14 protein-coding genes are annotated in these 18,875 nt (G+C 37.2%); 8 read left to right on the top strand and 6 right to left on the bottom strand.

The window, feature by feature from the left end; translation table 11 throughout:
• On the bottom strand, window positions 1–1,332 hold the full coding sequence (locus AN34_RS18510) for a DUF4876 domain-containing protein (RefSeq protein WP_051666716.1): 1,332 nt from the start codon (window positions 1,330–1,332) through the stop codon (window positions 1–3).
• A gap of 3 nt (window positions 1,333–1,335) precedes the next feature.
• The gene (locus AN34_RS18505; RefSeq protein ID WP_029287931.1) at window positions 1,336–4,083 is read right to left on the bottom strand and encodes a TonB-dependent receptor domain-containing protein; all 2,748 of its coding nucleotides are present in this window, start codon (window positions 4,081–4,083) and stop codon (window positions 1,336–1,338) included.
• Window positions 4,084–4,345: 262 nt separating this feature from the next.
• Between AN34_RS18505 and AN34_RS18500 the strand changes: the two genes are divergently transcribed.
• A complete protein-coding gene (locus AN34_RS18500) occupies window positions 4,346–6,247 on the top strand; it encodes a class II glutamine amidotransferase (RefSeq protein WP_029287929.1) in 1,902 nt (633 codons plus the stop codon).
• 712 nt (window positions 6,248–6,959) lie between these two features.
• Here the strand turns inward: AN34_RS18500 and AN34_RS18495 are convergent.
• The gene (locus AN34_RS18495) at window positions 6,960–7,586 is read right to left on the bottom strand and encodes a LysE family translocator (RefSeq protein WP_029287926.1); all 627 of its coding nucleotides are present in this window, start codon (window positions 7,584–7,586) and stop codon (window positions 6,960–6,962) included.
• A 150-nt stretch (window positions 7,587–7,736) separates the two neighbouring features.
• Between AN34_RS18495 and AN34_RS18490 the strand changes: the two genes are divergently transcribed.
• The 7 genes from AN34_RS18490 to AN34_RS18460 all read left to right on the top strand — a co-directional run bounded on the left by AN34_RS18490 (window position 7,737) and on the right by AN34_RS18460 (window position 14,817).
• Entirely contained in the window at window positions 7,737–9,344 is a 1,608-nt protein-coding gene (locus AN34_RS18490) for an MFS transporter (protein ID WP_029287923.1), read from the top strand.
• A 63-nt stretch (window positions 9,345–9,407) separates the two neighbouring features.
• Window positions 9,408–9,866, top strand: a complete 459-nt coding sequence (locus AN34_RS18485) for a dCMP deaminase family protein (protein ID WP_036677513.1) — start codon at window positions 9,408–9,410, stop codon at window positions 9,864–9,866.
• Between the two features lie 134 nt (window positions 9,867–10,000).
• Window positions 10,001–10,237 carry a type II toxin-antitoxin system Phd/YefM family antitoxin gene (locus tag AN34_RS18480; protein ID WP_029287919.1) on the top strand — a complete coding sequence of 79 codons (237 nt, stop codon included), beginning with the start codon at window positions 10,001–10,003 and terminating at the stop codon, window positions 10,235–10,237.
• The gene (locus AN34_RS18475) at window positions 10,234–10,632 is read left to right on the top strand and encodes a type II toxin-antitoxin system VapC family toxin (RefSeq protein ID WP_029287917.1); all 399 of its coding nucleotides are present in this window, start codon (window positions 10,234–10,236) and stop codon (window positions 10,630–10,632) included. Before AN34_RS18480 ends, AN34_RS18475 begins: the two co-directional genes overlap by 4 nt.
• A 163-nt stretch (window positions 10,633–10,795) precedes the next feature.
• Window positions 10,796–12,325 (top strand): glutamine-hydrolyzing GMP synthase, encoded by a 1,530-nt coding sequence (gene guaA / locus AN34_RS18470; RefSeq protein WP_029287915.1) that lies wholly within the window; start codon window positions 10,796–10,798, stop codon window positions 12,323–12,325.
• 105 nt (window positions 12,326–12,430) lie between these two features.
• Window positions 12,431–13,642 (top strand): ABC transporter substrate-binding protein, encoded by a 1,212-nt coding sequence (locus AN34_RS18465; RefSeq protein ID WP_029287912.1) that lies wholly within the window; start codon window positions 12,431–12,433, stop codon window positions 13,640–13,642.
• A gap of 14 nt (window positions 13,643–13,656) precedes the next feature.
• The gene (locus tag AN34_RS18460) at window positions 13,657–14,817 is read left to right on the top strand and encodes an RNA methyltransferase (RefSeq protein WP_029287910.1); all 1,161 of its coding nucleotides are present in this window, start codon (window positions 13,657–13,659) and stop codon (window positions 14,815–14,817) included.
• A gap of 449 nt (window positions 14,818–15,266) precedes the next feature.
• On the opposite strand, the gene AN34_RS18455 is transcribed toward AN34_RS18460, so the two are convergent.
• From AN34_RS18455 to AN34_RS18445, 3 genes are all read right to left on the bottom strand, one after another.
• A complete protein-coding gene (locus tag AN34_RS18455) occupies window positions 15,267–15,833 on the bottom strand; it encodes a MarC family protein (RefSeq protein WP_029287908.1) in 567 nt (188 codons plus the stop codon).
• Between the two features lie 78 nt (window positions 15,834–15,911).
• Window positions 15,912–17,237: a hypothetical protein gene (locus AN34_RS18450; protein WP_029287906.1), complete on the bottom strand. Its 1,326-nt coding sequence runs from the start codon at window positions 17,235–17,237 to the stop codon at window positions 15,912–15,914.
• A 105-nt stretch (window positions 17,238–17,342) separates the two neighbouring features.
• Window positions 17,343–18,800, bottom strand: a complete 1,458-nt coding sequence (locus tag AN34_RS18445) for an amino acid permease (RefSeq protein ID WP_029287904.1) — start codon at window positions 18,798–18,800, stop codon at window positions 17,343–17,345.
• Window positions 18,801–18,875: the final 75 nt, after the last annotated feature.

Genomic DNA, 18,875 nt, shown 5'->3' with positions numbered 1-18,875 from the left:
TTATTTAAATCCTCTCGGAATAGCCAGCGGTAAATAGTCAAAATCTTCTGCCGAGTTATTGGTGTCTTTTAAAATTCTTCGGCCGTTTATAATACTTTCCGTTTTTCTGATTACGGATTGTGAAGAGTAGATGCCATTTGGTACAGAAGTGTAAAGGGCATCTAAGGACGTAACTAATTTTTTTGGCACTCTTGAATTGGCTACATTCGTTTGGCATTCTACGCCATCAATAATATATGAAACCGGGACCTGGTAGTATCTATCCGTATTGGCGCTCGGTGGTGCTACAGTAGGAAAAGGATATCGCGGAAAATTTTTGACATCTACTGTTCCTTTATTTTTAAATATAACATAACCCATTCTACCACTCGTTTCAAGAACCAAATCGGTACCGTTATAGGATAAAACATCAACATTTGGTACTGATGGATTATCAATATCTGATGCTAGTGGACGAGGTAAGAAGGGAGCATAATAGGCTTCGAAGTCTGCACCACTTAAATCAATGGTTAGTGACGGGTCCCTTACTGAAATAGTTTTGCCATCAGCGCCTGTAAACGGTGACTTATGATTAATTGCAGTTTGCGCCAGAATGATACTGCTCCCTGGCTGCACTGGATATTGCCTTCCACTACCAGGAATCATGAGGAGTGTTCTCGCGTAAATATAGTCGTTATTGGCATCTATATTGGATGGCATTCCTTGTGATTTGCTCCAGTCGTATTGACTGTTTGGCTGACGGTAAATATTTGTAGACGTAAAATTTTGAATCCCTAATGCTTCTGCAATGTAAAGGCTATCCGCATATAAAACTGAATCAGAATTATTGTATATTTCTATAAACTGATCTCTGAATAATGCGCCTGTAGTAGCATTTGAGCCTGCAAAGTAGATTTGTTTAATTACCCACGGACCTGTTGGGCCTGATAGTAACTTAAGATTTATGCTTTGATTGTCTTTAATAGTAATTGTTCTGGCTTTTTCTGATGCGTTAAAAACAATATTTTTATTTACTATTTCGCCGGTTAGCTTAGTATAATCTGCTGGGTTTATTTCTATTGAAGCCGATATATCGTAATTTCCGGGAGAGATGGAATCTAATGAGAAAGTTCCATCTGCCTTAGTGTAGTAGATATTTTCATTATTGTTCTTATTATTTTTTAACGTGATTTTCACTTGCGCCTTTGGCAATAATTTAGCGAGATCATTGGACGCATACGAAGTCTGAATTAAAAGTTTTACCGGATGAATTTCAGTTGTATCCCCCTGATATTTCTTGCAAGCACTTAGTGTTAAAGTGACAAGTGTAAATGCGATTAATAATTTTTTCATATGCTATAATTTGATAGATAATTCTGCCCCGAATGTTGGTGCATTATTCGGGTATTTGTAAGTGCCCGCCGATGTGGTGTAATAAGGCTGATGACTAAATACATTGTAAACATTAAAGGCAAACTTGAAACGTTTTTTGATCTCTTTAGCAATGTTTAAGTGATAATTTGCGATTACACGTGGAAGATCATTTACAGATAACTCTTGTGGAGATATCAGTAAATGGCCGTAAGAAGTATTGTTTACGTCGAAATCTTTAATTGCTGTATATTGATTAAACCTATTGTAATAACCAATTGGAATTTTAGCATTGGGATTGGTAACATTTTTATTCAGGAGATCGAACTCGGCAATAAATGATACCACCAGACTTAATTTAGGAATGTGTGTTACACTTGTAACGCGACTATTACTGAAGTAAGATTTTTTGTTAAGGGGTTCATAAACTCCTATATACGCGTAATTTGGATCAGTTGGTATAGTTGCAGGAACGTCACTGCTTAAAGTATTTGATATTGATCCATAAGTAGTTTTAAATAAACCACCACTGATGTTAAATGATGTTTTGATTGCTTCAACTTCAGGAGTATTTAATATGACTTCAAATCCCAGGTTATCTGATGATAAATCATTCTTAAAAACAGAGTAGTTTATTGGATATGGTCTGGTACCGTTTTGTACAACAGTTGGCTTAGCCCCGGTGTTTAATGTAGCACTATAGACAGGTAATTCAATGCTTTTCAGGCTTTGAACAGTATTAATTCCGTCTCTTGATTTCTTACTAAATGCGGATAGTGATAAGTTGAATTTATCGATTTTAATTTGTGCAGATAATTCTAAACTTTCGCTTCTGGAAGGTTTCAGTCCTTCATTTGTAGGTACGTATCTTTCTACATAAACCAGATAGGTGCTTTCATTTACCTTACCGTTATAGGCATTTAATAAGGGGATTTCGAAAAATGTTGGTCCTGGAGAACGTTGTGCCAAACCTGGCGCTTTATAGGATAAACCATAGGCAAGACCGATTCGTAGATTCTTGTTCAGCTCATAATTCAAATTCGTTCTTGGCGATAAGGAAGCATAACTGTTCTGGATATCAGAACGAATGCCGGCTCTAACGTTTAATGGTTTTCCAAATACTTTCGTCGTGAATACGTCCTCCAGATAAAAACCTAAATCCTTTTGCGCCAGTGCTAAACTAAAATCATAATAACGCTCAGAACTTGATGAGCCTAAAGAAGTATTTGCAACTTTTGTGCCTGATCTTGGTTCATTTGGATTGATGGTTTGGCCCAGGCCTTTATTGGCACTATAACTAAAACTTGTGCCAAAAGAAAGGTTATGGATAAGATTGCCGGTACGAAAGCCACCAGTGAAATCAAGTAAAGCCGAAGCGGTTATTGGCCGGCCATCAATTAATGATTTTGCGGTGTAGACACCCGAATCGTAAGTTCCTTCATGTATGCCAGTGGTAGTGGCTGTACTGTATAGTACATAAGCTTCGTTAACCAGTTGCTCTTCATAACTCACCTGATGGCCTTCAGCATACCTTAAATTTAAACTAATATTTTTTAAGAAACCTTTTTCCATGCGATAATTACTTCTATTGGCCACACTTACATTCCAGCTATCGAACCTTGTTTTTGTACTTACAGGATCATCTGCATCTTGTTTTATACCATCCAGGTTTCTGCCATAATCTACACTAAAAGTATTTTTGAGTTGCCTGGCTTTTCCGTAAGTATTGGTCCACATGGCATTGGTGTTAACTCTGCGGTAAGCTTTTAATTTATCACGGTTATCCTGAAAGGAATTAACATAATTTACGCCCACATTCAGGGCACCTAATTTCGGGCTCAATTCAAAACCTTTAGAAAAACCATAATTAGTAGCATTATCTCTTAACTGCATACGTACATAAGCTGGTGCTTTACCTGCCTGGCGTTCTATAATTACAGCACCATCTGTTAAATCGCCATATTTAGCAGGCGCAACACCTGCAATTACCTCAATACTTTCAATATTATCAGCAGGTATTTGTCGTAAATCGGTGCCGCCGAAAGTATAATCTCCGGAATAAGAGGTTAGTTCATTTCCATTTAGTGATGGCCTATTTGCACCACGTAAACTGGTGTAAGATCCTGATATAAATGAGCCACCAACACCTTGGGATCGCCCAGGATTATAACTTTGCATGTTTGCATTATTACTGATAGTATTTCCATCCATAATGATGGCCACCCCAAAAGCATTATTCAATTCGAATGCACCTTTACCATTGGTTGTAGGTTCATAAGTTGCTCTTAAATTAATGTTTTGGACACTTTGTAAAGATGGAGCTGTAATTTTACGGTTTGGAATTTGATTCAACAAATCGTTAACACTCAATGCAGGGGTCTGTTCTATTAAATCTCTCGTAATAATTAACGAAGAGTTTGTAGAACCCGAGTAATTCCTTTTTGCATTAATCTCAATGTTTTCTAAACTTAAATCCAAGACCTTTAAAATAATATTGCCTAGATTGGTTTCTCCGGCATTAATGGTTATGGGTAATCTTAACTTTTGAAAACCAATGTACGAAAATTCCAGAGTTAGGATATTGTTCGTTTCCGATCCATTGATCCTGAACAATCCATTTTTATCTGTAACAGCATATTGGTTGGTTTCTACAACTTTAAGGTTTACAAGTTCTAAAGGTTTGTTTTGAGGGTCGACCACTTTTCCGGTAACCACATTCTTGATTTGTGCCATTGTAGTAAAGCAAATCAAAAAGAAAAATAAGGAGGTGTATAGTTTCTTCAATTTAGACTAAATCTTAATAAGAGCGCAAATGTGTAAAAAATACACTAACTAACAAAATTATTTAGAAAGATTCTAGATAATTTTTCTTTTTAGTTTTACAATTACTTCATTTTCAGTCTATTTCAAATTAACCTCTTCGTGACAAAAGAAAACACTTTTGTTTAGGTTGTAAGTATATAAAAAGATAACTTTGCGGCTTCAAACCCACACAATGAGTGATCAGATAAAACACGAATGCGGAATCGCTTTTATTCGCCTGTTAAAACCACTTTCTTACTACCAGCAAAAGTACGGTACAGCACTTTACGGCCTTAACAAATTATACCTTTTAATGGAAAAACAGCATAACCGGGGCCAGGATGGCGCAGGTATAGCTACCATTAAACTGGATATGAAACCAGGCAGTAGGTACATTAGCCGATACCGGAGCATGGCTTCGAATGCGGTAGCAGATATCTTCGAATATGTTCAAAACAAATTTGTTGATATTCAAGAAAATACGCCTGAATTAATGCAGGATACAGAGTGGCTCAAAGACAACGTAAGCTTTATCGGCGAAGTGTTAATGGGCCATTTGCGTTATGGTACGCATGGTAAAAACAGTATCGAAAATTGCCACCCTTTTTTAAGGCAAAACAACTGGATGACGCGTAACCTGGTCATTGCCGGTAACTTCAACATGACAAATGTTGATGAATTATTGGAGCAATTGTATGAATTAGGGCAGCATCCGAAAGAAAAAGCTGATACGGTAACCGTGTTGGAAAAAATCGGTCACTTCTTAGATGATGAAAATCAGGAGCTTTTTGATCAATACAAAAAAGAAGGACATGATAATGTGGCCATCACGCACAAAATTTCAGACCATTTAGACATTGCAAATATCCTCCGTCGCTCGGCTAAAACCTGGGATGGTGGTTACTCTATCTGCGGAATGGTTGGTAACGGTGATTCATTCATCATGCGTGATCCGGCAGGAATTCGCCCGGCTTACTACTATTATGATGATGAAATCGTGGTAGCGGCATCAGAAAGACCAGCTTTGCAAACTGCATTTAATATTCAGTTTAAAGATGTAAAAGAAATTGATCCGGGGCATGCGCTAATTATCAAGAAGAACGGTGAAGTAAGTATGGAGCAATTCCGTGAGCCTACCGAAAGACTTTCCTGTTCTTTTGAAAGAATTTATTTCTCTAAAGGAAGTGATGTTGAAATCTACCGTGAACGTAAGCAGTTAGGTCGTTTATTGAGTGAAAAAATACTTCAGGCCGTTAATTACGATTTGAAAAATACAGTATTCTCTTTCATCCCAAATACGGCAGAAGTTGCATTTTTTGGGATGGTAGATGGTGTACAACAATATGTTCGCAGGCACCAAAAAGATATACTACTACACAAGAAAGAGTCATTAAGTGATGAGCAATTGGAGGAACTGTTGTCGCTAGCCCCAAGAGTTGAAAAACTAGCTGTAAAGGATGTGAAATTAAGAACATTTATTACGCAGGATGCCGACAGGAGTGAAATGGTAGCACACGTTTATGATACCACTTATGGTATCATCAATAATCACCAGGATACTTTAGTGGCACTTGATGATTCTATTGTTCGTGGTACAACTTTAAAGCAAAGTATCATTAAGATTGTTGATCGTTTACATCCAAAGAAAATCATCATTGTTTCTTCTGCACCACAAATTCGCTACCCTGATTGTTATGGTATTGATATGAGCAGAATGGGGCAGTTTGTTGCCTTTGATGCAGCAATACAATTACTTACTGAAAGGGGAATGTGGCAGGTAATTGAGGATGTTTACACGAAATGTAAAGCTTCATTATTATTGCCTAAAGAAGAGATTGTAAATCACGTTAAAGAGATTTATAAACCCTTTTCTCCGGAAGAAATCTCTGCGAAAATTGCACAGATTATTACGCCAAAAGGTACCGTTGCGGAGGTAGAAGTGATTTATCAAAGTTTAGAAAACTTACATGAGGCTTGTCCGAAGAACAAGGGCGACTGGTATTTCTCAGGTAACTATCCAACACCAGGTGGTAACAAAGTAGTTAATAAAGCTTTTGTGAACTGGAAAGAAGGAAATAATCAAAGGGCTTACTAAGCGAAGGTTAAACTATAATATTGGATGGCTCATATGAAAATATGGGCCATTTTATTTATAGGGAATTTGTGATCGAAACGTAATGTTCCTTTTTCCATTATTTCCTGGGCTAGTGAGTAGGGTGGTAATAGCGATATTGTCATTTAGAGCGCAGCGAAGAATCCCTACGTTTTGGTATACTGCCTTCAGTTAACACCGAATTTTTTTTAGTACCTCATTCCATAAACGGTGGGTTAAAGCGTTCGCCCTCTTGGCTTGCCTCGGTTACGGTACAGGTCTGCCGCCGAAGAACTTTCTTCTTTTTTCTTGACAAAGAAGCAAAACCGAGCTTTTCTGCGAGCTCATGAATACCTATAAAAAATAAACAACTTGTGAATAACTCAAGGATTGGAACTGATGTCGGATAAATTCGTTAAAGCTTTGTTTCTGCATCACAAGCACCCCACGGAAAAACTGGATAGATTGCTTCATCCAATGAAAAATTGGCTTCGCAATGACGATTTTGCTAGAGAATCGTCTTGCTGAACTTGATTCAGGATCGGATCTAAATAGATGCTGAACTAAATTTACTCCGTAGCTTTCCGCCGCGCTACAGGTCAGCATGACGATTCGTTTGGTACATCCCCGCAAAAAACTGGATAGATTACTTCATCCAATGAAAAATTGGCTTCGCAAGGACGATTCTTCGTGCCCTTACTGCGGAATTAAAGTACTAAGCGTAAAATTGAATATAAGTTTTATAGATCAGCCAGAAAGCGAAAAATATTATAATAACTCCGGCAATTTTATTCAGCGTTTTAAGCGCATCCTCTTTAATTTTATAGCGCAGTTTGCTGGAATAAAAGCTTTTTGTAGCGTCTATACTCAACTGAGTAGCCATGGCAATAAAAAAGCATACCAGCTTCTCATTCAGCATGTTGTTTAGCTTAACGGAAATAATGCCACTTACAATAATCCAAAACATTAATGTAGATGGGGTAAGTATGCACATCAAAAATCCCTTTAATACATAACTCCTCTTACTTACTTTTTGAAGGGTGGCACTATCGTAATGAACTTTGATTTTAGAGACCAGATAGTAGATTCCGACGGCGAGCAAAAATATCCCGCCTATGGTGCCCACGTATTTATCAAAACTTGCTTTGTAGTCGAAGAACTGGCTTCCAAAAAGTACAAGAACAATTAATATGATATCACTAATTATAACTCCAATAGCTAAAGAAAACCCTGCCATAAAGCCTCTTTCTATACTGGTTTTTATCATTGCAAAGAATACCGGACCTGTTAAAAACGACGAAATAATCCCTGCTCCAATACCTAATAATATGGCTTCAAACATGCATTGTATTGTTTATAATATGCGAATATGCAATTTTATACCTAAACATGTAACATTTATTTTTGTTAGGTACGACTTCAAAAAATACGGTTTATTAATTTTTTTTTATTTATGTTTATCCGCACTAAAACTAAAACAATTAAAATTCAGATGTCAAAAGAAACTACAAAAAATTATGGTACAGCGTTGTATACAATTATCACTGTATTCTTTTTTTGGGGCTTTGTTGCCGCGTCAAACGGTATATTTATTCCCTTTTGTAAAACTCATTTTAAATTAACGCAATTTGAATCTCAACTTATAGATTTTACCTTTTATGGTGGTTATTTTATTGGCTCGCTTATCCTTTACTTAGCTTCACAAGCCAGTAAAGTTGATATCCTCAACAAAATTGGATACAAAAAAGGCATTATCGCGGGCTTAATTATTTCTGCCGGAGGCGCATTATTAATGGTTCCTGCTGTTCATTCAGGTTCATTCCTATTTATTTTATTTGCCTTTTTTGTAATCGCCCTTGGGTTTTCATTACAACAAACGGCTGCGAATCCATTTGTTGTGGCATTAGGCGCACCAGAAAGTGGTGCCCATCGTTTAAATCTGGCGGGAGGTGTTAATAACTTCGGTGGCTTAATGGGGCCAGTTATTGTAAGTGTTGTCCTTTTTGGTACGGCAAATGATGCAGTGGCCAAGGCAGTAGAAATTTCATCCATCAATAATCTTTATTACATTCTTGCCGGATTGTTTTTAGCGGTAGCCATATTTTTTGCTGTTTCCAAACTTCCAGATGTAACCAGTACGGAGAAGATTGAAGCCAGTAGTAAACCTACGGGGCCATTAGTTGTGATGATTATTGGTTTCCTGATGGTGGCTGCGGCAAGTCCTCTTGCTAACTTAACGGGTGTTAGCGCATCTATTTTCGTTTATTCATCCTTTGTAATCATCTTAGGCGCTTTATTATTTGGCTATTTTACAAAAAAAGACAACGCTGCAAGCTGGGGTGCTATGCAATATCCACAATTGGTTTTAGGAATGCTTGCTATCTTTATGTACGTGGGTACTGAGGTAACGATTCAAAGTAACCTGGGGGCATTGCTGAAACTTCCCGATTTTGGAGGCTTAAATGATGCGGGTATCAAACCATATATCTCTTTATATTGGGGAAGTATGATGATTGGCAGGTGGGCTGGCGCAGTGAGTGCTTTTAACCTAAGTAAAACAGTGAAAAATATTTTAACTGTAATTGTTCCTTTCGTGGCTTTTGGTATTATTTTGGGTGTTAACCATGCAACTGGTACTGATGTTGGCAACCTATATGTTTATGCAATTTGCGTAGCCGTAATGGTGGCTGCAGTATTTATTGGCCAGGAAAAGCCAGCTAAAACACTTGCCATCTTTGGTACTTTGGGTGCGGTTGCGATGCTTGTTGGATTATTCACTACAGGCCATGTGGCTATTTTTGCCTTTGTAAGTGGTGGTTTATGTTGTTCCATTATGTGGCCATCTATATTTTCATTGTCAATTACCGGCCTTGGCAAATATACATCACAAGGTTCTTCATTTTTAATCATGATGATTTTAGGTGGATCAATTATTCCGCCAATTCAGGGAGAATTAGCTGATAGCGCTGGCATTCACCATTCTTATATTATTCCCGTTCTTGGATTCGCATACCTGATTTTCTTTGCATGGAAGGTAAGCGGTGAGCTGAAGAAACAAGGTATTGATGTAGAAAATATTACTGCAGAAGGCGGACATTAATATTTAATAAAGTAATTTTACAGCCACAGTGATCATTCACTGTGGCTTTTTTAATGATTTTCAATGACTGATAAATTAAGTTTTGACACCATCTTTATGAATCTGGCTACCGATCTATCAGCTCGTTCGCATTGTGTTCGTGCTCATGTAGGTGCAGTTTTAACTAAAGATACCCGAATTATCTCTATAGGTTATAATGGCCCGCCTGCCGGAACGCATAACTGCGATGAAGAATGGCCAGAACATGGTTGTGCCAGAGACAGTAAGGGAAGTTGTTCTTTAGCCTTGCACGCAGAAGAAAATGCAATTCTTTATGCATCAAAAAATGGTTCTAAAATAGAAGGATGTACTTTGTATACCACTTTGTCTCCGTGTATTGCCTGTGCAAGGCTCATCTTATCTTCAGGTATTAAGTTAGTTTATTATTCTAAATCCTATGCAGCCTATAAAGGTTTACCTAGTGATGAAGGTGTTGATTTTTTGAGAAAATTTGGGGTAGAGGTGGTTTTGATTGAATCTTAAGGGAGGTTAATTGTTTCAGTTGTTTAACTGAAGCCTATGCTGAAAATTTTGATTGAATTTTAAAATCGAAATTAACTATTTTTTTCTTGACAACTTGACAAGTTTTGTTTATATTTGATTATAGACTTTTAGTTATGAAAACAATGACAGTTGGTGAGTTTAAAGCCCATTTTTCTGAAGTACTTGAAGGCGTTAAGGCAGGTATAGGCATAGCTGTAACTTATGGTAGAAAAAAGGAGATAATTGGTTACTTTCTTCCTGAATCGGGTAAGGGCAAGGGTAAAAGGAAATTAGGTCCATTAAAAGGCAAAGCCCAGGTAATTTTTCATGATGATTTTGCCATGACCGAAGAGGAATTACTAGGGTTATGACTTACCTTTTAGATACTCACGTGTTTTTGTGGACAATAATTGATCCGAAAAAACTTTCAGAAAAAGCGGCCTTCGTTATTGAAGATAATGAGAATGCAATTCTCGTAAGTGCGATCAGTCTTTGGGAAATATCACTAAAATATGCCTTAGGGAAGCTTAGTCTTATAGGTTTAGAACCCAATGAATTAATGAGTCAAGCAAAAGATTTAGGTTTTGATCTGTTACCTCTTATGCCAGAATCGGCGGCCAATTATCATAAATTAAATGCAGATTGGCATAAAGACCCGTTTGATAGAATGTTAATCTGGCAAGCAATCCAGCAGGGTATTACTTTAATATCCAAAGATGAAAATATCTCCAAATACAGGTCGGTAGGGTTAAAAGTGATTTGGTGAACCTCTTACTCACTTAATGCATTTGTTCAATGATTGAAGCGTGAGGGTTGATCGTTTAGTTGTTTAAATCGATGAATCCACTTTGGACTATCGGCTCTAGACTTTTTCCTTTAAAAATCTTAAATCCTCTCTCAAATCTCGTATCTAATTGGTAGCTTTGCGGATGCAAGAAAAAATCATTATTGTCGATTTTGGTTCGCAGTTTACACAACTCATCGCCCGTAGAGTTCGCGAACTAAATATTTACTGTGAAATATATCCATTCAACAATCTTCCTGAGATTACAGATGATGTAAAAGGTGTTATCTTTTCAGGTAGCCCATACTCTGTACGTCAGGATGATGCGCCTCAAATAGACTTATCAAAATACCATACCAAATATCCTTTATTGGCTGTATGTTACGGTGCTCAATATATTGCTCAACATTCTGGTGGCGACGTTCGACCATCTTCCACTCGTGAGTATGGCCGTGCAAACCTAAGTTTTGTTAATCAGGAGAATAAATTATTTAAGGGAATCAATATTGATTCTCAGGTTTGGATGAGTCATGGTGATACCATTACCAGCATTCCTGATCATTTTGAGTTAATCGCCAGTACTGATAGTGTTAAAGTTGCAGCTTACCACATTAAAGATTCAAATACTTATGCTATCCAGTTTCACCCTGAAGTAACGCACAGTATTGATGGAAAGGTGCTGTTAGAAAACTTCCTTGTTGATATTTGTGGATGTAGTCAGGATTGGACTTCAACAGCCTTTGTTGATACCACTATTGCTGATATCAAGGCTACTGTTGGTAATGATAAAGTTGTTTTAGCACTTTCCGGCGGGGTTGATAGTAGTGTTGCGGCAGTTTTATTGCATAAAGCTATTGGAAAAAACCTTCATTGTATATTCGTAGATAACGGTTTATTGCGCAAAAATGAATACGAAAGTGTTTTAGAACAATATAAAGATTTCGGACTCAATATTAAGGGGGTTGATGCTAAAGATAAATTTTTAGGTCAATTGGCCGGAGTAGAAGATCCTGAACAAAAACGTAAAATTATCGGTCGTGTGTTCATCGAAGTTTTCGATGAAGAATCGCACTTAATTCAAGATGTGAAATGGTTGGCACAAGGAACGATTTATCCAGATATTATTGAGTCTGTATCTGTCAACGGGCCGTCAGCAACCATCAAATCGCATCATAATGTTGGTGGTTTACCAGATTTTATGAAACTTAAGGTAGTAGAGCCGCTTAAAACTTTGTTTAAAGACGAAGTAAGAAGAGTAGGTAAGGCTTTAGGTTTGGAAACTTTCATTTTAGGCCGACACCCTTTTCCGGGCCCTGGTTTAGGGATTCGAATTATTGGCGAAGTTACGGCAGAGAAGGTAGCGATTTTGCAGGATGCAGATAAGATTTATATTGACAATTTGAAAGAAGCAGGCCTATATGATCAGGTTTGGCAGGCTGGTGCAATTTTTCTTCCTGTGAGATCTGTAGGTGTAATGGGCGATGAGCGTACTTACGAAAATGTAATTGCCTTAAGAGCCGTTGAATCGCTTGATGGCATGACTGCAGACTGGTGCCATTTGCCATATCCTGTGCTAGCTAAGATTTCGAATGAAATTATTAATAAGGTTAAAGGAATTAACAGGGTAGTTTATGATATTAGTTCAAAGCCACCTGCAACCATTGAATGGGAATAATATTAGTTCAGCGTATTGAGTCCTAATTCGGGACTCAATTTAAAGAATAATAGGATTATGCTGGCAGATTAAACATTTGCCAGCATATTTTGTTAAAATACACATATGAATTTAAAAGGGAATTATTGGTTTTTTATCTTTTTTGCTTTGCTTTTTGCGGCCTGTTCTCCAAAAGTAAGAACATCGAAAAAAGATACTGCTAAAGAAAAAGAGAAGGAAAAGCCGGAAGAGAAAAAAACAACCAAAAAGTTTACGCAGGCAAATGTTTCCCTATTAGTTCCTTTTAAATTGGATGAACTGAATTTAAAAACGGCAAACAAAGCTGATATTGAGAAGTTTGCGATGCCTATTGATTATTATCAGGGCTTTAAACTCGGGTTAGATTCTGCAGCGGCATCGGGATTAAACTTCAAACTTAACGTTTTCGATACTCAGGATGACAATGCCCACATTGCGCTTCTTTATAAAAACGAACGTTTTAAGCAGAGTAACTTAATTATTGGCCCTGTTTTTCCTGCCGGATTAAAATATATTTCCAATTACTCAAAAGAAAATAATGCTACCATTGTATCACCACTTGCAGCAACCAATCCGGCAGAATTTAATAATCCCAATTTGGTATCCATTGTAAATAATATAGAATTACATGGTCAACGAATTGCAACTTATATTTCAAAAAACTTTAATCCATCCACTACGATTGTAGTGATCATCAATCCGAAGAAAACAGATGATGAAGCTTTCGCTGCTCCCGTTAGGGATTATTTAAAAGCTAGTGGTAAATTTTTAGTTCAGGAATATGCATCAGCGTATACATTTGAAACTAAAATGCAAAAAGGCAAACATTATGCAGTGATCATTACTTCTGCCGATCGTGCATTCGTTTTGCCAACAATTGATAAACTTTATAAGCTTAAAAATCTGGCTTCAGGAGGCTATGTGATTAACTTATTTGGACACCCGAATTGGGTAAAACAAAATTATCCTACTGATAAGATTCAAGCTTTAAATACCATCATCAGTTCATCTTATAAAATAGATTATAAAAACACTGCAGTAGTTAGTTTTATTAAAAAATACCGCTACAGATATGGCTTTGAGCCTGGCGAATATGCCTTTAAAGGTTTTGATGTAGGTTACTATTTCGGGAAACTATTAAGCAATCACGGTGACGACTATCGTGAATACCTTACAAAAGACAAATACAAAGGCTTGCATAACACATTTTCTTTCATTTATGATGAAAAATTAGGCTACATTAACACCAGTTTAATGCTTTTGAAATATAAAAACTTTGCATTAGAAATTGTAGACTAGTCGACCATTCGTTTATGAAAGCCATTCACCAGCTGAGAGCCTTTGAGCAAATTTTAAATAGTTATGATGGAACTTTGCCTTTGCATCGTTTCTTACCTACCTATTTTAAACAAAATAAGCAGATGGGTTCATCCGATAGGAGATGGGCAACCCGACACCTTTATAGTTTTTTTAGATTAGGTAATGCTTTAAGAATCCTGAATAACGAGGAGCGTTTATGTATTGCCGATTTTCTATGTCATGAAACGCTAAGTCCGGTTGTTGCGCACAAATTTCCGGATTGGGATAACCAAATTTTACTTCCGCTACCAGAAAAGATAGGTTTTATAAAAACGTTATATCCTGATTTTAATCTGGAGGATGTTTATCCATTTCATCTGCATTTGTCGGAAGAAGTAAATAAAATTGAATTCTTGACTTCATTTTTTAAACAGCCTGACCTTTTTATTCGTGTTGGTGCCACAGCACAGCAGGAAATTTTAGCCAGGCTGCAAAAGGCAGAAATTCAGGCGGAAGTAATAAATGAAACCGCATTATCTTTGCCAAACGGAACGAAACTCGAAACAGTTCTAGCGGAAGGAAGTTACCAGGTTCAGGACCTTTCATCACAGTATACAGGTAATTACTTTAAGCCAAATAAATGGGATAAATGGTGGGATTGTTGCGCCGCATCTGGTGGAAAAACTTTGCTTCTATATAGTTTGGAGCCCGTAATTGAATTATTAGTAACTGACTTGCGGGAAAGCATTCTCCAAAATCTGGATGAAAGATTTCGCCTGGCTGGAATTAAAAAGTATCATAAAAAGGAACTGGATCTTTTGAAAAACAACGATCAGATTCTTCATCATTATCAATTTGATGGAATTATTTTAGATGCGCCTTGTACAGGTTCAGGAACCTGGGGAAGGACACCTGAAGTGTTGACATTTTTTGAAGAACGCAAAATTAATCAGTTTGCTACGATCCAAAAAGGAATTGTACAGAACATTGTAAAGTATCTGAAACCTGGAAAGCCACTTATTTATATTACCTGCTCCGCATTTAAGGAGGAGAACGAAAATATGGTGAATTATATGCTGGATAATTTGCCTCTCCAATTAGAGAAAATGGAATTGATTAAAGGTTATGAGCATCATGCCGATACCATGTTTGTTGCCAGGTTAATTAAAAAATGATCTCAGTGAGTAAAGATTGCTTTCCCGAAAGGTCGGGACATGCTGTCGTGCGTCCTCAGTAGTGACGAAGGGTGTATTGTGCTAGTAAGAAAGAGATTAAATCTTAATTCAATTACGTGTGTCTTATTAACTCCCGAAGAATAGTGGAAGGTAAATACAATCTCAGCCTAACTCAAAATATTCTTTGTTGTAGTAGCTAGATATTTTCGAGCCATTCCTTCATGTTTCTTTTAAGGTATTTCACTGCCTCAATCAAAATTGCAATGGCTCCAATAATTACAGTATATTCTTCAAAGCTTTTCATTTTTGGTTAGCTTGATATTAAGATCAATATAACCAATTTTTGTTACAACACCAGCAGATTGACAAAGTTTTAAAGGACTAAGCGCAGGCGAATCTTCACCATTCTAATACAAGAAGGTAATTATCATTAAGATTATAAGCAAGATTTAAAGCCCTGTATTATTGCGGAATAGCTTAATGGCAATGGCTAACAAAATTACACCAAATGCTTTTCGCAGAATGTTCAAACCTGTTTTACCAAATAGTCGCTCTAAGCGCTCGGTGTTTTTTAGTACGAAATAAACGAAGAGCATATTTAGTATAATTCCAACCAGGATATTTTGTGTTTGATATTCAGTTTTCAGAGAGAGTAGTGTTGTCATGGTGCCCGCACCAGCTATTAAAGGGAAAGCCAAAGGTACAATTGATACGGTTTCAGGCGCTTCTTCTTTAAAAATAGTAAGTCCAAGAACCATTTCCATCGCAATACAAAATATGACGATAGAACCTGCAATCGCGAAAGATTCAACATCCAGACCAATAACTTTAAGCAATGATTCACCTAAAAAAAGAAATAAAATCATTAATCCTGTGGCAACAATTGATGCTTTTTCAGACTCAATATGGCCAGCCTTCTTTCTCAGTTGAATAACAACCGGAATAGAACCTAAAATATCGATGATAGCAAAGATAACCATCGTAGTGGTGAGGATCTGATTTAAATCGAATTTCATAAAATCGAAGTTCATATGGCGCAATTTTGATCAAAGGTAGCGGAATTTGTGCTAAAACTTTACTTACCTTAATTTTTCTTAGAAATAGAATTGAGTTCGTAAGGTGAATACGTTATCTTTTCTATCATCCGTATAACCAGATATTGCGGTAGACTCATTTTTAATGATGTCATAATAAAGCACTGCTTTAAAATGTGGATTAAAATGGTGTAAAAAGCCAAAGCCAAAAGTATCAAATCGAACATCAGCTGCTGATAACCCTCTTGCTGAAGAAATATCCATGCCCTTTACTTTTGAATTAGGATCATACCAATCATATTTTAAAATGATCTGATTGTCTGTACTGTTTAATGTTTGAACAAATGTAAAATAGGCACCATTAAAATTTCGGGTGTAGTATGGCAGTAGATCAGACTTGTCATCTAACGGATATGAGCCTGGAGTGGTTGATGTGGTAGATGTTCCGGTTTGAAGTCCGGATATGACCTCTGCCCGAAGTTCTGATTTCCAGCTTTTAGTTGCAGTAGCCAATTGGATATCTGCACCGTAATATCTTCGTGGTGCTACAGTATTTAAGGTGTTGGCAGAAGAATCTTTAACCATTTGCCATAGATTATTGCTACGTTCCATTTTATAGCTTACTGGTAAGCGATGGTTGAGTCCACCTTGTAAGGTGCTGATTCCTCCTGCAACTGAAAGCCCTAAATTTTTAAAGGTATAGTTTTTATGACTTAAGCGGGCGATCACATCCTTGCTGTTGTCAAATTCTGCAGGCCCTGCTAATCCCTGACCATTATATACCCCAAGATCCAACACTACATTTTTGAGTCTGGCATTTTTCCATCGTGGATTAAAAGTAAATGTTACACCTAAATCCCGCTCGGTCTTCATTAAAATTTGCGACATACGTCCGCGTTCGGGTGCTTCTCTCCCCGCTGAAGAGAGTTGTAATTCGTTCCCGAATGGCCTGCCGGATAACCCTAGTGTTACATGAATTAATTTCCATTTATTTTCATAATAGCGGCCCCAGAAATCTCTCACATTTACACCTTGTTCAGTGCCATCAAACTGAAGTACAAAATAGGTGGAAGGATTATTATTGTCATCCAATAACATATAATCAGCACGTAACCGCCCACGTCTTAACCTAAAGCGGTTGTTGGTATATTCTCCAAAATTCCCTCCCTGATATTCTGCCTGTGTACCGTTTGATTGGGCCACTTGAAATTGGGGCTGGAGGTAACCACTAAAGGATAGTGATCCATACTTTTTTGAAATAATTAATAAATGGTTTACCGTGGTAGAATCCATTATATCATTAATGGTACGTTGGGCATAAGTTTGAAAGGAAAATAACAGCAAAAGCACAAGTATTGCATAATGCTTGTTTTGAAGTGGAACCATTGTAATGTATCTGATTTTTTTGCAAAGTTAATTTATTAACAATTATTTAACACAAAAAAAATCCCCGACTTTTGGTCGGGGATTTGAACTCATATTTTGTTTTGGTTATAAACCAGGTTTTGGAGGATCAACAGGTTTAACCACTTTTCCTTTATTTCTTAATACAGAATTATTCTTTCCGTAGAAGAAATAGATGGCCGTACCTAAAGCCATCCAGATGGCTAACCTGATCCATGCCTCAATTGGTAATGACGACATTAAATAAACGCAAACGATTACACCCATAATTGGCACGAAAGGAACCAATGGTGTTCTGAAAGGTCTAGGTCTGTCAGGATCGGTTTTACGTAATAATAAAACACCGATACAAACCAGGGAGAATGCAAATAATGTACCTATTGATACCATGTGACCTAAATCTGTTACCGGAACAAATCCAGCGAAGATGCTTACGAACACCATGAAAAATAAGTTTGTTTTAAAAGGTGTTCTGAATTTTGAGTGGATGTTGCTGAAAAACTTAGGCAATAACCCATCTTTAGACATGGTATAAAATACCCGGGATTGTCCCATTAACATCACCAATATAACAGATGTATAACCCGCTAGAATGGCAATAATTAACCCCATTTGTAACCAGCTATATCCAGTTACTTTAAATGCTGTTGCAGCTGGGGAAGCATCACCTTTAAATACACTATAAGGCACTAAACCCGTCATTACGTGAGCGAACAAAACGTAAAGTATAGTACACACCACTAATGAACCTAAAATACCGATTGGCATTCCTTTTTGTGGGTTTTTAGCTTCCTGAGCAGCAGTAGAAACTGCATCAAAACCAATAAAAGCAAAGAATACCAATGCTGCACCTGCTGCAATTCCAGAAATACCAAATTCACCTTTTACACCTGTGTTTTCAGGGATATAAGGTGTATGGTTAGCAGGATTGATGAATTTCCATCCAAGCGCAATGAAAACGATCACTACAGTAACTTTTACAATTACCAGAATATTATTAAGGCTTGCAGATTCTTTGGTGCCTCGTATTAACATTAAAGAGAGTAATGAAACAATTACGACCGCTGGAAAGTTTATTCCTCCACCATCAACTTCTGCGAATGATTTGGTTAAATAGAGTGGCATTTCGAGGCCAAATTCATGAAGTAACTTATTAAAGTATCCAGACCATGAAACACCTACTGTTGCAGCACCTAAAGCATATTCTAATACTAAATCCCATCCAATTACCCAGGCCATAAACTCACCCATAGTAGCATATGAATAGGTGTAGGCACTTCCGGCAACCGGAATCATAGATGCAAATTCTGCATAGCATAAACCAGCAAATGCGCAACCTACGGCAGCCAGTACAAATGATAAGGTTACTGCAGGGCCAGCGTGATCTGCTGCTGCGATACCAGTTAAAGAAAATAAACCTGCCCCAATAATTGCTCCAATACCCAGAGCGACAAGACTCGTACTGCTCAGCGTACGTTTGAGTGTGCCCTCGCCACTTTCAGCAGACTCTGCTATCAGCACATCAATAGGCTTTTTTAGATTCATAAGTTGTTTAGTCTTTTATGTTTGTTGATTTTATGATAATAAGCGGTAAACCTAAATAAAAATTACCAAAAAGTA

Origin of the sequence: Pedobacter sp. R20-19, assembly GCF_000708265.2 — a bacterium.
Lineage (GTDB): Bacteria > Bacteroidota > Bacteroidia > Sphingobacteriales > Sphingobacteriaceae > Pedobacter.
This window is presented reverse-complemented; position numbering and strand designations above follow the sequence as displayed.

Bases quoted from the DNA above. Each gene is read 5' to 3' on its own strand.
- AN34_RS18480 (WP_029287919.1), top strand. From the start codon at position 10,001: ATGAAAACAATGACAGTTGGTGAGTTTAAAGCCCATTTTTCTGAAGTA.
- guaA (WP_029287915.1), top strand. From the start codon at position 10,796: ATGCAAGAAAAAATCATTATTGTCGATTTTGGTTCGCAGTTTACACAA.
- AN34_RS18500 (WP_029287929.1), top strand. From the start codon at position 4,346: ATGAGTGATCAGATAAAACACGAATGCGGAATCGCTTTTATTCGCCTG.
- AN34_RS18495 (WP_029287926.1), bottom strand. From the start codon at position 7,586: ATGTTTGAAGCCATATTATTAGGTATTGGAGCAGGGATTATTTCGTCG.
- AN34_RS18465 (WP_029287912.1), top strand. From the start codon at position 12,431: ATGAATTTAAAAGGGAATTATTGGTTTTTTATCTTTTTTGCTTTGCTT.
- AN34_RS18510 (WP_051666716.1), bottom strand. From the start codon at position 1,332: ATGAAAAAATTATTAATCGCATTTACACTTGTCACTTTAACACTAAGT.
- AN34_RS18475 (WP_029287917.1), top strand. From the start codon at position 10,234: ATGACTTACCTTTTAGATACTCACGTGTTTTTGTGGACAATAATTGAT.
- AN34_RS18450 (WP_029287906.1), bottom strand. From the start codon at position 17,237: ATGGTTCCACTTCAAAACAAGCATTATGCAATACTTGTGCTTTTGCTG.
- AN34_RS18455 (WP_029287908.1), bottom strand. From the start codon at position 15,833: ATGAAATTCGATTTAAATCAGATCCTCACCACTACGATGGTTATCTTT.
- AN34_RS18445 (WP_029287904.1), bottom strand. From the start codon at position 18,800: ATGAATCTAAAAAAGCCTATTGATGTGCTGATAGCAGAGTCTGCTGAA.
- AN34_RS18505 (WP_029287931.1), bottom strand. From the start codon at position 4,083: ATGGCACAAATCAAGAATGTGGTTACCGGAAAAGTGGTCGACCCTCAA.
- AN34_RS18490 (WP_029287923.1), top strand. From the start codon at position 7,737: ATGTCAAAAGAAACTACAAAAAATTATGGTACAGCGTTGTATACAATT.
- AN34_RS18460 (WP_029287910.1), top strand. From the start codon at position 13,657: ATGAAAGCCATTCACCAGCTGAGAGCCTTTGAGCAAATTTTAAATAGT.
- AN34_RS18485 (WP_036677513.1), top strand. From the start codon at position 9,408: ATGACTGATAAATTAAGTTTTGACACCATCTTTATGAATCTGGCTACC.